Annotated in this window: 13 protein-coding genes; 7 read left to right on the forward strand and 6 right to left on the reverse strand. The window is 71.6% G+C overall.

Going from position 1 to position 13,699, the window contains the following annotated elements:
* Position 1: 1 nt before the first annotated feature.
* Positions 2 to 610 (reverse strand): dTDP-4-dehydrorhamnose 3,5-epimerase family protein, encoded by a 609-nt coding sequence (locus DEJ34_RS10160; RefSeq protein WP_110824517.1) that lies wholly within the window; start codon positions 608 to 610, stop codon positions 2 to 4.
* 76 nt (positions 611 to 686) lie between these two features.
* Positions 687 to 1,793: a glycosyltransferase family protein gene (locus DEJ34_RS10165; protein ID WP_110911095.1), complete on the reverse strand. Its 1,107-nt coding sequence runs from the start codon at positions 1,791 to 1,793 to the stop codon at positions 687 to 689.
* A 130-nt stretch (positions 1,794 to 1,923) separates the two neighbouring features.
* Between DEJ34_RS10165 and DEJ34_RS10170 the strand changes: the two genes are divergently transcribed.
* The 3 genes from DEJ34_RS10170 to rfbD all read left to right on the forward strand — a co-directional run bounded on the left by DEJ34_RS10170 (position 1,924) and on the right by rfbD (position 4,799).
* Complete coding sequence (locus tag DEJ34_RS10170; protein WP_110889938.1) at positions 1,924 to 2,865, forward strand: glycosyltransferase family 2 protein; 942 nt, start codon at positions 1,924 to 1,926, stop codon at positions 2,863 to 2,865.
* Positions 2,866 to 2,964: 99 nt separating this feature from the next.
* A complete protein-coding gene (gene rfbB, locus DEJ34_RS10175) occupies positions 2,965 to 3,951 on the forward strand; it encodes a dTDP-glucose 4,6-dehydratase (RefSeq protein WP_110889939.1) in 987 nt (328 codons plus the stop codon).
* Positions 3,948 to 4,799 carry a dTDP-4-dehydrorhamnose reductase gene (gene rfbD, locus DEJ34_RS10180; protein ID WP_110900578.1) on the forward strand — a complete coding sequence of 284 codons (852 nt, stop codon included), beginning with the start codon at positions 3,948 to 3,950 and terminating at the stop codon, positions 4,797 to 4,799. The genes rfbB and rfbD overlap by 4 nt, the downstream gene beginning before the upstream one ends.
* Before the next feature lie 69 nt (positions 4,800 to 4,868).
* On the opposite strand, the gene DEJ34_RS10185 is transcribed toward rfbD, so the two are convergent.
* Complete coding sequence (locus tag DEJ34_RS10185) at positions 4,869 to 5,774, reverse strand: pentapeptide repeat-containing protein (protein ID WP_110900577.1); 906 nt, start codon at positions 5,772 to 5,774, stop codon at positions 4,869 to 4,871.
* Positions 5,771 to 7,324, reverse strand: coding sequence for a hypothetical protein (locus tag DEJ34_RS10190; RefSeq protein ID WP_110911096.1), 1,554 nt, complete (start codon positions 7,322 to 7,324; stop codon positions 5,771 to 5,773). Before DEJ34_RS10190 ends, DEJ34_RS10185 begins: the two co-directional genes overlap by 4 nt.
* A gap of 131 nt (positions 7,325 to 7,455) precedes the next feature.
* Between DEJ34_RS10190 and DEJ34_RS10195 the strand changes: the two genes are divergently transcribed.
* Both DEJ34_RS10195 and DEJ34_RS10200 read left to right on the forward strand, forming a co-directional pair.
* The gene (locus DEJ34_RS10195; RefSeq protein WP_110889943.1) at positions 7,456 to 8,598 is read left to right on the forward strand and encodes a glycosyltransferase family 4 protein; all 1,143 of its coding nucleotides are present in this window, start codon (positions 7,456 to 7,458) and stop codon (positions 8,596 to 8,598) included.
* 100 nt (positions 8,599 to 8,698) lie between these two features.
* Entirely contained in the window at positions 8,699 to 9,397 is a 699-nt protein-coding gene (locus DEJ34_RS10200; protein ID WP_110911097.1) for a hypothetical protein, read from the forward strand.
* Positions 9,398 to 9,587: 190 nt separating this feature from the next.
* On the opposite strand, the gene purE is transcribed toward DEJ34_RS10200, so the two are convergent.
* Positions 9,588 to 10,097: a 5-(carboxyamino)imidazole ribonucleotide mutase gene (gene purE, locus DEJ34_RS10205; protein ID WP_258368289.1), complete on the reverse strand. Its 510-nt coding sequence runs from the start codon at positions 10,095 to 10,097 to the stop codon at positions 9,588 to 9,590.
* A gap of 183 nt (positions 10,098 to 10,280) precedes the next feature.
* A complete protein-coding gene (locus DEJ34_RS10210; protein ID WP_110889945.1) occupies positions 10,281 to 11,414 on the reverse strand; it encodes a 5-(carboxyamino)imidazole ribonucleotide synthase in 1,134 nt (377 codons plus the stop codon).
* Positions 11,415 to 11,547: 133 nt separating this feature from the next.
* Between DEJ34_RS10210 and DEJ34_RS10215 the strand changes: the two genes are divergently transcribed.
* Both DEJ34_RS10215 and DEJ34_RS10220 read left to right on the forward strand, forming a co-directional pair.
* Entirely contained in the window at positions 11,548 to 12,066 is a 519-nt protein-coding gene (locus DEJ34_RS10215; protein ID WP_110889946.1) for a GtrA family protein, read from the forward strand.
* Between the two features lie 23 nt (positions 12,067 to 12,089).
* Entirely contained in the window at positions 12,090 to 13,676 is a 1,587-nt protein-coding gene (locus DEJ34_RS10220; protein WP_110911098.1) for a DUF2142 domain-containing protein, read from the forward strand.
* Positions 13,677 to 13,699 lie beyond the last annotated feature (23 nt).

Genomic DNA, 13,699 nt, shown 5'->3' on the forward strand with positions numbered 1-13,699 from the left:
CCTAGTTCTTGGTCCGGAGCGACTCGGTGTAGGCGATGCACTCCTCGTACGTCGGGAGGAGCCCCTGCTCCGCGGCCTGCTCGAGGGTCGGAGCGCTCGTGTCCTTCTCGGACAGGACCGGCTCGCCGATGCCGTCCGGCAGCTCCAGGCCCACCGTGGGGTCGAGGATGCTGATGCCCTTCTCGCGCTCGGGGTCGTAGTGCGCGCTGACCAGGTAGTTCACCGTGCTCTGGTCCTCGAGCGCGACGATGGCGTGGCCGAGTCCCTCGGACAGGTAGACGGCACGGCGGTCGACGTCGTCGATCCGGACCGCGTCCCACTGCCCGAACGTCGGGGAGCCGACGCGGATGTCGACGATGTAGTCGATGAACGCGCCGCGGACGGCGGTGACGTACTTCGCCTGGCTCGGTGCGACGAGGGCGTAGTGGATGCCGCGGGCGACGCCCTTCGACGAGATCGACATGTTCACCTGCCGGAGGTCGAGCGGGTGTCCGACCGTCTCCTCGAGCACGTCGGCGCGGTAGGCCTCGAGGAAGGCCCCTCTGGCGTCGCCGTGCTGGACGGGCGTGAACTCCCACGCGCCGGGGATCTTCAGTTCGCGGATCTGCACCGCTGCAGCCTAGCAAGGGGCACGTCCGCCGCGGGGAGCGCCCCCGCACGTCGTGCGGACGCCTCGCCCGACCGACTCAGGACAGGCCGAGCGCGGCCCGCCAGGCCCGTTCGCCGGGCTGGTCGGCCCCGACCGTGCGCTCCGTCACGACGTACCGGCGAGCGCGCGCCACCCGGTCGTCGGCCTCGCGGAAGGCGGTGCGCAGGGCCTCCTGCCACGCCGCCGGGTCGTCGCCGGCGAGCAGGCCACCGTGCCGGTCCGCGCCGCGGTAGGACGGCCGGTCGGACCCGACGAAGGGCAGCCCGAGCATCGTGTACTCGAGGAACTTGAGGTCGCTCTTCGCGTCGTTGAACCGGTCCCCGGTGAGCGGGGCGACCCCGGCGGACCAGCGTCCGGCGTGCGCGCGGAGGAACGCGACGAAGTCCGGGTAGTGGGTGGCGTCGCCCGGCAACGGCAGGCGGTCGAACCAGGTCGCGTCGTCCCCGGTCACGCCCACGACCTCGAGCCGGACCGGACGGCCATCGTCGTCCGTCGCCTCCGCGAAGACCGGGCGCAGCAGGTCGAGGTCGCCGCCGTGCGTGGCGCTCCCCATGTAGAGCACGCGACGGGTCCCGCCGGTGTCACGGGCGCGCACCCCGTCCGCGTCGGCGTCCCAGAGGCCGGGTTGTACACCGTTCGGCACGACCACGGCGTCGACGCCCTCCGCGGCGAGCACCCGCCGGAGCGGCTCGGTGGACACCACGACCGCATCGGCGGACCGCACCACGCGGTCGACGGCGGCGAGGCGGTCGGGGTCGTACTCGGCCTGCGCCAACCGGGCACGGGCCTCCGGGGTGAAGAAGTCGTCGTCGACCTCCGCGACGACCCGGGTGCCCTCCCGCGCCGCGCGGGCGAGGGCGGCGTCGAGCGCGGCGAGCGGGAACGCGTCGCGCTGCACCAGGAGCACGTCGAGGTGCGCGGTGTCGGAGCCGTCCGCCCAGCGCACCGGGTCCACCTGCGCGACCCGTGCAGCGCCGGAGGCGGCGAGAGCGGTCATCCTGCCGGTCACGCGGACGTGCGCGGAAGCGGGGTGCACGCCACCTGCGCCGTGCACGACGAAGCCGACGAGCGGCGGGGTTGGAGCGGACGGGGTCGGGGTGGTCCGCCCCAGGAGACGGGCGACGGTCGACCGGAGGGCTGCCATGGCCCCATCGTGGCACGCGGGCACATGAGGCTGCATAGACTTGGCAGTCTGTGCGCCCACGTAGGATGGTCGCCGACTTCCCACACCCGGATCACCGCGCCGGCCGACGACACCAGGGACCCACCGACTCGTGAAACTGTTCGTCCAGATCCCCTGCCTCAACGAGGAGCAGACGCTCCCCTCGGTCCTCGAGACGATCCCGACCTCGATCCCGGGCATCGACGAGATCGAGGTCCTGATCATCGACGACGGTTCGACCGACCGCACGGTCGAGGTCGCGAAGGCGCACGGCGTCCGGCACTTCGTCCGGCACACCACCAACATGGGCCTCGCACGCTCGTTCCGCGACGGCGTCGACTACGCGCTCCTGCACGGTGCGGACATCGTCGTGAACACCGACGGTGACAACCAGTACCCGCAGGCGCACATCACCGAGCTCGTGCAGCCGATCCTGCACGGCGAGGCAGACATCGTCATCGGCGACCGGCAGACCCGCACCATCGAGCACTTCTCCGGCTTCAAGAAGGCCATGCAGCAGTTCGGCTCCTGGGTCGCCAGCCGGGCCGCGGGGCTCGACCTGCCGGATGCCGCGAGCGGGTTCCGCGCGTACTCGAAGTACTCGCTCATCCGGCTCAACATCGTCACGCGCTTCAGCTACTGCATGGAGACCATCGTCCAGGCGGGCTACAAGCGCCTGGCGATCGCCAGCATCCCGATCACGACCAACGCGAAGACCCGCGAGTCGCGGCTGTTCAAGAACATCTGGCAGCACATGTTCCAGTCCGGGTCGGCGATCGCCCGCGTGTATCTCATGTACCGCCCGATGGCCCTGTTCGCCTGGGTCAGCGCGGTCTTCGGCGTCGCCGGGCTCATCCCCTTCGTCCGGTACCTCGTGCTCCTCTGGACCGACAGCGGCGGCAACCACCTGCAGTCGCTCATCCTCGGCATGGTGCTGATGATCAGCGCCCTGCTCTCGATCACCATCGGTGTGGTCGCGGACCTGACCCGGTTGAACCGGACGCTCGCCGAGGAGCAGCTCGACCTGCAGAAACTCGCGCGGTACGGGGACTGAGCGCCTCCTCCCCGGCGGCACGCCTCCCCCACTAGACTGCTGGCCGACCGCCGTCGGCTCCTCCGCCGACGCCCATCGGCCACCGAAAAGGAAACCAGCGTGAAGATCCTCGTCACCGGAGGGGCCGGCTTCATCGGCTCCAACTTCGTCCGTCGGACCCTGGAGGACGCCTACCCGGGTCTCGAAGGCGCCGAGGTCGTCGTCTACGACGCCCTGACCTACTCGGGCAACCTCGAGAACCTGGCCCCGGTGGCCGACTCCCCCCGCTACACCTTCGTGCAGGGCGACATCCGCGACGCCGCGAAGCTCGACGAGGTCGTCCCGACGGTCGACGCCATCGTGCACTTCGCCGCCGAGTCGCACGTCGACCGCTCGGTCCGCGACTCCGGGATCTTCGTCGAGACGAACGTCGTCGGCACCCAGCGCCTGCTCGACGCGGCCCTGCGCCACGGCACCGAGCGCTTCGTGCACGTCTCGACCGACGAGGTCTACGGCTCGATCAGCGAGGGTTCCTGGGCCGAGGACCGTCCGCTCGAGCCGAACTCGCCGTACTCGGCGTCGAAGGCCGGCAGCGACCTCCTCGCCCGCAGCTACCACCGCACGCACGGGCTGGACCTGTCGATCACGCGCTGCTCGAACAACTACGGTCCGTACCACTTCCCCGAGAAGGTCATCCCGCTCTTCGTCACGAACCTCATCGACGACCGGCACGTGCCGCTCTACGGCGAGGGCGACAACATCCGTGACTGGCTGCACGTCGACGACCACACGCGCGGCATCGCGATGGTCCTGACCCGCGGTCGTGCCGGCGAGATCTACAACATCGGCGGCGGCACCGAACTGACCAACAAGGAGCTCACGCAGCTCCTCCTCGACGCCACCGGCAAGGACTGGTCGTACGTCGACCGCGTCGCCGACCGTCTCGGGCACGACCTGCGCTACTCGGTCGACATCTCGAAGATCCAGGCCGAGCTCGGCTACGAGCCGCAGGTGCCGTTCGAGCAGGGTCTGGCCGACGTGGTGCAGTGGTACCGCGACAACCGCGCCTGGTGGGAGCCGCTCAAGGAGCGCGCGGCCATCGCATGACCCGGTACCTGATCACCGGGGCGGCCGGCATGCTCGGCCAGGACCTGCAGCAGGCCCTCGCCGGTCGTGACGTCACCGCACTGTCCCGCGCCGACCTCGACATCACCGACCAGGACGCGGTGGCCGCCGCCGTCGCCGGACACGACGTCGTCGTCAACGCCGCCGCGTACACCAAGGTCGACGACGCCGAGTCGCACGAGGACGACGCCTTCGCCGTGAACGCGCGGGGGCCGGCGGTGCTCGCCACCGCCGCCGTCGCAGCCGGTGCCCGGCTGGTCCAGGTGTCGACGGACTACGTGTTCGACGGGACCGGCACCTCGCCGTACGCCGAGGACGAACCCACGCGGCCGATCGGTGCGTACGGACGGACGAAGGCCGCCGGCGAGGACGCGGTCCGCGCGATCGCCCCGGACTCGTCGTACATCGTGCGCGCGGCCTGGCTGTACGGGGCGGGCGGCCCGAACTTCGCGAAGACGATGGTCCGACTCGCCGCATCGCACGACACGGTGAGCGTCGTGACGGACCAGGTCGGCCAGCCCACCTGGACCGGAGACCTCGCGCGGCAGATCGTCGCGATGCTCGACGCGGAAGCCCCGGCCGGCGTCTACCACGGGACGAACAGCGGGCAGGCGTCATGGTTCGACTTCACCCGGGCGATCTTCGCCGGGACCGGGCTCGATCCGGAGCGCGTGCTCCCGACGGACAGCGCCGCCTTCGTGCGCCCGGCACCCCGACCGGCGTACAGCGTGCTCGGTCACGACGCCTGGACCGCCGTCGGCATCGCGCCGCTCCGCGACTGGCGTGACGCGCTCGATGCGGCGATCGCAGCAGGGGTCCTCGCAGCCTGAGACGGGCCTCGCCCGGACCGACGACGACGGCCGACCACCGCATCCGCGGGGTCGGCCGTCGTCGTCCGGTCAGCGCGTCACGGTGAAGGTGATCGTCGAGCGGACCTGTCGGCCGTTGTCCGCGATGAACTCGAGCGTCCGCGTGCCGACGGCGCGCGCGGTGGGCTCGCCGACGATCCGCTGGGTCTCCGGGTCCCACTGCAGCCCGGCCGGGAGCGACTTCGAGAACGCCGTCAACACGGTCGGGAACGGACTCTCCGCGTGGAGCTGCACGGATGCGGGGCGACCGACCCGGAGCGAGACCTGCTCGGGTGCGGTGATCACCGGCGGCCGCTTGACCTCGACGGTCCGGCCGTAGGACAGGGTGTTGTCGTAGCGCGCATCGGTGCTCAGCCGGCACGTCACGACGGTCTGCCCCGGGTAGTACAGCCCCTCGAGCTCGCGGCAGGTGTTGTTCGTGATCCCGGGCTGGTTGCCGGCAGTCAGGGTCACGAGCACCGGGTCGTCGTCCTCCACCCAGCGGGAGTACTGCGACGACGCGAGCACGGTGTCCTCGACGACCATGCCGGAGATCCCGGCGTTCGTGAAGTCGGTGGCGCCGAGCGACGCGCCGGTCAGGTCCGCCTGGGAGAGGTCGGAGTCGGACAGGTCGGCCCGCCGGAGATCCGCGCCGCGCAGGTCAGCGCCGTAGAGGATCGCTCCGCTCAGGTCGGCGCCACGCAGGTCGGCACCGTGCAGGTCGGCGAGCCGGAGGTCAGCCCCGGCGAGGTCGGCGTCCACGAGGTCGAGCCCGGCGCACTCGGCGTGCGATCCGACCGAGGCGCCCGGGACGATCGTGCACCCGGAGACCGTGGTCGGTGCGGGCCCGGCCGACACGTACTCGTACCCGACGGCCACGACGAGCAGGACCAGTACGGCCGTGCCGACGGACCATCGACGGCGGCGGTACCACGGTGTCGTCTGCGTGCTCATCATCGGACCCCCGTCAGGAAGTGCGGCAGGACCCGCTGCGCCAGCGGCGTGTACCAGCTCGGGTCGTGGGCGTACGCCGCGAAGGCGAACGGACCCGCGTAGGTCGCGGCGACCACCACGGCGATGACCACGGCTGGCAGCGCGAGTGCTCGGCGCCACCCGGGCGGCAGCGTGCGCCACAGGGCGATCACCGACACGATCGCGAACGCGACGAGCAGCGGGTACACGGGCAGGATGTACCGGCCGGCGAAGGCGTACTGGTTGTCGAGCCGCAGGAAGGTACGCAGGTTGAAGAAGAACATCGCGACGAGGTAGGTCGACGTGACCACGGTGCCCCAGACGAACGCCCGTGTCCGGAGCAGGGTGCGCATGGTCAGCAGCATGGCGACGACCGCGATGATCAGGACGACGCCACCGACCACCTGCACGCCCGTCACGACCTGCCATTCGGTGTCGCGACCGCGGTAGAAGAACATCGTCTGGAAGTAGGAGCTGACCCAGTCGCCGATGAAGCGGAACAGGTCGAACTGGTCCGGCGGGGTGCCGTGCAGGATCGCGACGTCGTGCGCCCGCTCGGCCATGTAGTTGCGGCGGTAGATGTCGAACGACAGGCACTGCTGGTGCGTGTGCACCTTCACGCACGCGGGGTTGAACTGGCCGTAGCGCAGCAGGTTGCCGCCGGTGCGTTCGATCATGATCGCGGAGGTGACGGCGAGGAAGAGCGCCCACAGCGACGACACCACCGGGCGGAGACGGAAGGCAGCACCGAGTCGCCGGACCGGGTGCGCGTACGCCTGCAGACCGTCACGCTGCATGACGAGGACGACAGCGACGACGAGGGCCACGATCACGAAGGGCACGAACGTGTACTTGACGATGATCGCCGCGATGCCGAACGTGACGGCACGGACGAGGTGCCCCCAGTGCCGGTCCGACGAACGGATCATCCGGGCACACCAGTACAGGCACAGGAAGAACAGGGTGTTCGCCGGGGTGTCGTAGGTCACGCCGGCGCTCTGCCACTCGTAGCGCCCGGTCAGTGCGACCACGATGACCGCCAGTGCGCCGATGGACGCGGAGAAGCCCATCACGCGGAACAGCCGGTGGATGACGACCAGGCCGAGCGCGCCGATCACGACGTTGACGGCCCGCAGCATCACGACGATGACGGTGTACGGCGCCCCGAGGTCGATCAGGGGCTTCACCGGGAAGCTCATCAGGTAGTAGTAGACGTAGCTCGGGAAGCGCTCGATCTCACCCATCGTCAACAGGTGCGGCGCGGCATCGGTGATGATCGGCCCGGCGGTCCAGCTGCGTCCGGCGTAGAAGAGGATGTTGGCGATGTGTCGCCCCTCGTCCGGGGCGATCGTGCCGGCGTACGGCACGTGCCCGACCCCGTCCACGACCGGCATGTGCACGGCCACGGACAGGAACGCGCCGACGACGACGAACACGATCAGTGTGACCCGGAGCGTCCACGGGTGTTCGAGCACGACGATGACCCGTCGCGGGTCTGCGATGCGGCGCAGCGCGTCGTTCCTCACGGTGGTCAAGGCTTCCCCTCGTCGATTGCCGCACAAGCCTAGCGCGCGAGGATCGCTCACCGGGCACGGTCGGCGCCTCTCCCGGCGGCCCTGGTAGTGTCTGGGCCGCTGTCCGACCCCGCGATCCGAAGAGGAGCTCCATGACGACACTCCGCGTGATCGTGGACCAGGTGATCTCCCCGGTCCCGGGCGGTGTCGGACGCTACGCGGAGGAACTCACCCGCCAACTCGTCGAGACCGCGCCGGACGGGTGCGACGTCGAGGGCATCGTGTCGGCGGCGTCGCCGTCGGAGATGCAGCGTTTGCGGACCCTGTTCCCCGGGATCGCCGGCATCGACCGCCTGGCGCTCCCCCGCCGCGAGCTCTCGCTCGCGTGGCAGCTCGGGATGGCCCGCGGAGCGTCGCACGGCATGGTGCACGCGCCGAGCGTGCTGGCGCCCCTCGTCCGGCACGACCGGACACGTGACCTCGGGAACCAGATCGTCGTCACCGTGCACGACACCGTGCCGTGGTCGCACCCGGAGACCCTGACGCCGCGCGGGGTGCACTTCCACAAGGCGATGGTGAAGCGCGCCTTCCGCCACGCCGACGCCGTCGTCGTCCCGACGCACGCCGTCGCCGAGGACCTCAACCGGATCCACCGCTTCGACGACCGCATCCGGGTCATCGGCGGCGCGCCGAGCAGCAGACTCCGGGTCCCGGTGGACGCCGCCGTCCGCGCTGAGCGGCTCGGCCTGCCGGATCGCTACGTCCTCGCGGTCGGCACGCTGGAGCCCCGGAAGGGCCTGGACCATCTCATCCGGGCGATGGCCCACCCCGAGGCGCCCACCGACGTACCCCTCGTCATCGCCGGACCCGACGGCTGGGGCGACGTGGACGTGGTCGAGACGGCCGAGCGCGCCGGTCTGTCCGCCGACCGGGTCAAGATCCTCGGCCGGATCGACGACGCCGACCTCGCCACCGTGTACGACCGCGCGACGGTGTTCGTGTTCCCGAGCCTCGCCGAGGGCTTCGGCCTCCCCGTGGTCGAGGCGATGAGCTTCGGCACCCCGGTCATCCACTCCGACGACCCGGCGGTCCGGGAAGTCGCCTCCGACGCCGGCGTGACGGTCGAGCGCATGCCGCTCGACTCCTACCCGACGCGCCTGGCTCAGGCGGTCTACCAGGTCGTGAACGACCGCCTCCTGGCCGAGAAGCTCGCCGTCGTCGGACCGGACCGAGCCCGGATGTTCGACTGGCGGGACTCGGCACTCGAGACCTGGCAGCTGCACGCCGACCTCTGACGGCCCGGGTCACCAGCGCCGGTCACGGCTCGGCATCGATGCGGTGAACCGCCCGTGTCGTCGTCGGGTGTGCGCCGGGTGGCCTGTCAGGATCGGACCCATGTCGCGTCGTCTCCGTCCGGTCAGCACCGCCTCGATCCTCCTGGTCGCCGTCACGGCGACCGTGCTCACCGGTTGCTCGGGTGGTGGCGCCCCCGACCCGACCCCCTCGGCCTCACACCACCGGACGGCCTCCCCGACCCCGACCCGGAGCGTCGCTCCGTCGTCACCTGCGTCGCCGCCCTCGTCGACGTCCGTCCCGGCGGTCCCGTCCGCCGGACCGTCGGCCGGGGCCGATGACGGCACCGGCACCGGGACGGGGAACGGCAGCGGCGTCGACGACCCCGAGACCGTCGACTTCGCCGCGGTCTCGGCGCAGGGTGTCGCCGCAGCCGGCGGTGGCACGGTCATCTCGCTCGCCGGCTCGGGCGACAACTGGACCGTGCTCGTCGCGGGTCCGGACGGCTCCCGCACGCAGTCCGTCGTCTCGGCGACGCTCGGTCGGGTGACCTCGGGTCCGTTCCCGAGGGACAGCGACGCGCCCACCAAGGCGGCAGACGCGGCGCGCGCCACCGCGGCCACGGTCGACGCCGCAGCCGCGGCCAGCACCGCCACGAACACCGTGTCCGGCAGCAGGCTGGTGTCCGCCGTGCTCGGCGGTCCGGAGTCGGCGCCGGTGTGGACGGTCCTGGTGACCGTGGACGGCGCGCAGCGCACGGTCACCGTCGACGCCCGCACGGGCGCGGCCACCGCGAGCTGACGGCACCAGCTGGCACGGTGCCAGCTGGCACAGTGCCTGTCGGTACAGTGCCGGTCGACACAGTGCCGGTCGGCAGGGCGTGGGACGGCGGCTCAGCGCCACGTGGGACCCAGGAAGCCGCAGACTCAGCACTCCACGCGTCACCGCCGCGCACGGCGCAGCCCGACCGAACCGTCGCGCTGCGTCCGCGTCAGAGCTGCTCGCGGAGCGCTTCCGCCTTGCGTTCGACCATCTCGACGAGCCCGTCCGCGTGGTCGGCCAGTCGAGCCGCGACGACGGGGTCGGAGCTCCCGATGACCCGGGCGGCGAAGAGTCCGGCGTTCGCGGCTCCGTTGATCGCCATCGTCGCGACCGGGATGCCGGCGGGCATCTGCACGATCGACAGGAGCGAGTCGATCCCGTCGAGGCGGGCGAGCTGCACCGGCACGCCGACGACCGGGAGCGTGGTCATCGACGCCACCATGCCCGGCAGGTGCGCAGCTCCCCCCGCACCGGCGATGACGACGCGGATCCCGCGCCCTGCGGCGGCACGGGCGAACCGCACCATCTTGTCCGGGGTGCGGTGCGCCGAGACGACGTCCGCCTCGAACGCGATGCCGAGTTCGGTCAGGACGTCGGCAGCGGCCCGCATGGTCGGCCAGTCCGAGTCAGACCCCATGATGATCGAGACGAGCGGAGCGGTGGCGGTGGTGTCGGTCACGCAGGAGAGCCTAACCGGCGCGCGGACGCGAGCCGCGGGTGGACGCCTGCGGGCCGGGCGCCGTGCCGGGGCCGCCACCAGGCGTCCTGGAGGCCCGGCCCACGTCGCGGACGTGGCCGACGTCGTCGAGGCGGCCCGCACCTCCCGGACGGCCCCCGAGAACGCTCGTCGGCCGACCCGGCGTCAGTCGAAGTGGGCCGCCGCCGCCCGCGCACGGTAGACGACGTCGTCGACGTCGGCTCCGGTCACCGTCACGTGCCCGATCTTCCGACCGGGCCGCGGGGCCTTGCCGTACAGGTGGTACTTGGCCTCCGGGAAGGCGGCGAGCGCGGACGGGTACCGCCCGGCCAGGTCACCGTCGGCCGGCCCACCGAGCAGGTTGACCATCACCGCTGCGGGCGCGTGCATACCGGTGGCGCCGAGGGGCAGGTCGAGTACGGCGCGCAGGTGCTGCTCGAACTGGCTCGTCGTGGCACCGTCGATGGACCAGTGACCGGTGTTGTGCGGACGCATCGCGAGCTCGTTGACCAGGATGCGCTCGTCGGCGGTCTCGAACAGTTCGACGGCCAGGACACCCGTCACGCCGAGCTCCTCGGCGATGCGCACTGCCAGGGACTCGGCCTGGTCGGCGATGCGTCCGGCGCTGCCGGGGGCGGGCGCGATGACCTCGGCGCAGACGCCGTTCCGCTGGACGCTCTCGACGAGCGGCCAGGCGACGACCTCTCCGGAGGGGCGCCGGGCGACGGACTGCGCGAGCTCCCGGGTGAACGGCACGAGCTCTTCGACCAGGAGGGCCTGGTCGCCGCCGGCCTCGGCGACGGCGACGAACCAGTCGTCGACGTCGGACGGGTCGTCGACGACACGGACGCCCTTGCCGTCGTAGCCGCCGCGTGCGGTCTTCACCACGGCACGACCACCGTGGTCGGCCAGGAACGTGCGGAGCTCGTCGGCGTCGTGCACGGCCGCCCACTCGGGGACGGGCAACCCGAGTTCCGTCAGGCGGGTGCGCATGAGGATCTTGTCCTGCGCGACCGCGAGGGGCTCGGGTCCCGGGTGCACGGGGACGCCGGCGCCGACGAGCGCGCGCAGCACGTCCTGCGGGACGTGCTCGTGGTCGAACGTGACCACGTCGACGTCCTGTGCGAACGCCAGCACCGTCTCGGCGTCGTGGTAGTCCCCCTCGGCCGTGGCGGCGATCGCCGCCGACATGCCGGGACCTTCGGCGAGGACGCGGATGTCGATGCCGAGCTCCACGGCCGCCGGCACCATCATCCGAGCGAGCTGGCCTCCGCCGACGACTCCGACCCGCAACGCCATGGGCGCTTCCTTCCTCGGTCCGCAGCCATCGACTCGGACCCGCTCGACTACAATCCTGCGAGGCCGATCGTCGATCCGCCCGTTGCCGACCACCAGACCGGCAGCGACAACTCTACGGAATCCTGGAGACCACGTGCGGCGCCTCATCGCCCAGCTCGCCCGCTTCGGCATCGTCGGCGCGGTCGGTTTCGTCGTCGACTTCTCCGTCTTCAACCTGCTGCGGGCGACGGTGTTCGCACCGGACGAGGTGCACTCCGGACCCTTCTGGGCGAAGGTCGTGTCCACGGTCGTCGCGATCTCCGTGAACTGGATCGGCAACCGGTACTGGACGTTCCGTCACCAGCGCCGCTCCGTCGCCGCGAAGGAAGGCGTCGAGTTCGTCATCGTCTCCCTCGGCGGCATGGTCATCTCGCTCGGTTGCCTCGCCGTCTCCCACTACGTGCTGCACTTCACCTCGGCGCTCGCGGACAACGTCTCCGGCAACGTCATCGGCCTGGCGCTCGGCACTGCCTTCCGGTTCTGGCTCTACAAGACGTGGGTGTACCACCCCGACCGGGCCGACCGGGTCGACCGTCTCGATGCTGCCGACGGTGTGGCCGCGCTCCGCGACGACGAGCCCGCCCAGCACGGGACCCACGCGCGCGGGGCGTGACCCCGCTCCCGTAGGATCGTCGGATGGCGACGGGAACGGAACCGCACACAGCACCGATGCCCGACGTCGAGTCAGCGCACCCCCCGGTCGCCGCGTGGGAGCGGATCGCCGTCGTCGTGGTGACCGCCGCTTTCGGCCTCTGGTTGATCCTCTGGGCGGTCGTCGTCCCCGCGTTCCAGGCGCCCGACGAGACAGCCCACTTCGATTCCGCCGTGCACCTGGCGGTCGGTGACCCCTGGGCCGCCCCCGGCGACCTCCGTGTCCTGAACGCCGTCCAGGCCGCCGCCGCGCAGCAGGGCTCGGTCCCGCGCGACGAGTGGTCGACCATGACCGAACTGCTCGCCGGTGCCCCAGGGACGTCCGACACGGTCGATCAGATGACGCAGCACCCGCCGACCGTGTACGCGGCAGGAGCAGTCGTCCTCCGCGCGGTGCACTTCGGCGATCTCCGGTGGGACCATGCGGTGCTGGCACTCCGCGTTGCCGACGCCGTCGCGGTGACGCCGCTCGCAGCACTCGCCTGGGCCACGGTCCGCCGCCTCACGCGGTCCCCGCGCGCCGGCCTCGTCGGAGCCCTGGCGCTCTTCGCGACACCCGAGCTGGCTTCCATCGGCGCCTCCGTCTCGAACGACGCCCCCGTCCTGCTGGTGGCGGGCGTCGTCGTCTGGCTCGTCACGCGCCTGCTGACCGGCGACCTCCGGTGGCGGACCACCGTCGCGCTCGGGCTCACCCTCAGCGTGTTGGTGTGGCTGAAGGGCACTGGTCTGCCCGCCGTCCCGTTCGTCGCCATCGCGGTCCTGGTGGCCGGCACCGGGACGCTCCGGCTCGGGCAACGCTGCCTCCGGACCGTGGTCACGCTCGGCATCTGTGCGACCCTCGGCTCCTGGTGGTGGGTGCACAACCTCGTCACCACCGGCCGCGTCCAGCCGAACGGGTACACCGCGATGCGCCCACCCGCCGACTTCCCGTCCGGAGAGGGCCCGTCCCTCACACACTTCCTCGACGTCAGCTGGGGCACCCTCACCCGGACGTTCTGGGGCAGTCCCGGCATCAAAGCGCAGGTGAGCATCGGCGACCTCTTCACCGCCGTGCTGACGATCGTGGTGCTCGTGGTGCTCGTCGCGTTCGCCTTCCGCCGCGGACCGCTGCTCCGCCCGGTCGTCGTGCTGGCGGTGTTCCCCGCGCTCCTCATCATCGTGCAGACCGCGACGAGCGCCCGCGCGTACCTCACCACCACCGAGGTCGCCGCGACCCAGGGCCGCTACTACTTCCCCGCTGTGCTGTGCCTCGTCGCGATCAGCGCGGTCGCCTGGCGCCGGGTCTTCCCCCGTGGCCGTCGAGTGGTCGCCGTGGTCGTGGCGATCGTCGCGCCGGCCATCGGGCTGTACGGCGTCGCGGTCGCCGGGAACTGGTTCTGGAACGCCGCGCACCCGCTGCCGTCCGGCACCGCCGTCGAGCGGTACCGGGAACTCGGCCCCGTGCCGCCGGGCCTGGTGGCTGCGGTGCTCGTCCTCGTCGTCGTGGGGCTCGTGGTCTCGGCCATCGCGGTGGCTCGCGCTCCACACACGGCGCCCAGAGGAGCGGTGGAGCCGGTGCGCGCTTCCGCCTGAGCCGACGGCACGCAGCTCCGGCC

It is taken from the genome of Curtobacterium sp. MCPF17_050, from assembly GCF_003224435.2.
Lineage (GTDB): Bacteria > Actinomycetota > Actinomycetes > Actinomycetales > Microbacteriaceae > Curtobacterium.

Bases quoted from the DNA above. Each gene is read 5' to 3' on its own strand.
- DEJ34_RS10165 (WP_110911095.1), bottom strand. From the start codon at position 1,793: ATGGCAGCCCTCCGGTCGACCGTCGCCCGTCTCCTGGGGCGGACCACC.
- DEJ34_RS10200 (WP_110911097.1), top strand. From the start codon at position 8,699: ATGTCGCGTCGTCTCCGTCCGGTCAGCACCGCCTCGATCCTCCTGGTC.
- DEJ34_RS10210 (WP_110889945.1), bottom strand. From the start codon at position 11,414: ATGGCGTTGCGGGTCGGAGTCGTCGGCGGAGGCCAGCTCGCTCGGATG.
- rfbD (WP_110900578.1), top strand. From the start codon at position 3,948: ATGACCCGGTACCTGATCACCGGGGCGGCCGGCATGCTCGGCCAGGAC.
- DEJ34_RS10195 (WP_110889943.1), top strand. From the start codon at position 7,456: ATGACGACACTCCGCGTGATCGTGGACCAGGTGATCTCCCCGGTCCCG.
- DEJ34_RS10220 (WP_110911098.1), top strand. From the start codon at position 12,090: ATGGCGACGGGAACGGAACCGCACACAGCACCGATGCCCGACGTCGAG.
- DEJ34_RS10185 (WP_110900577.1), bottom strand. From the start codon at position 5,774: ATGATGAGCACGCAGACGACACCGTGGTACCGCCGCCGTCGATGGTCC.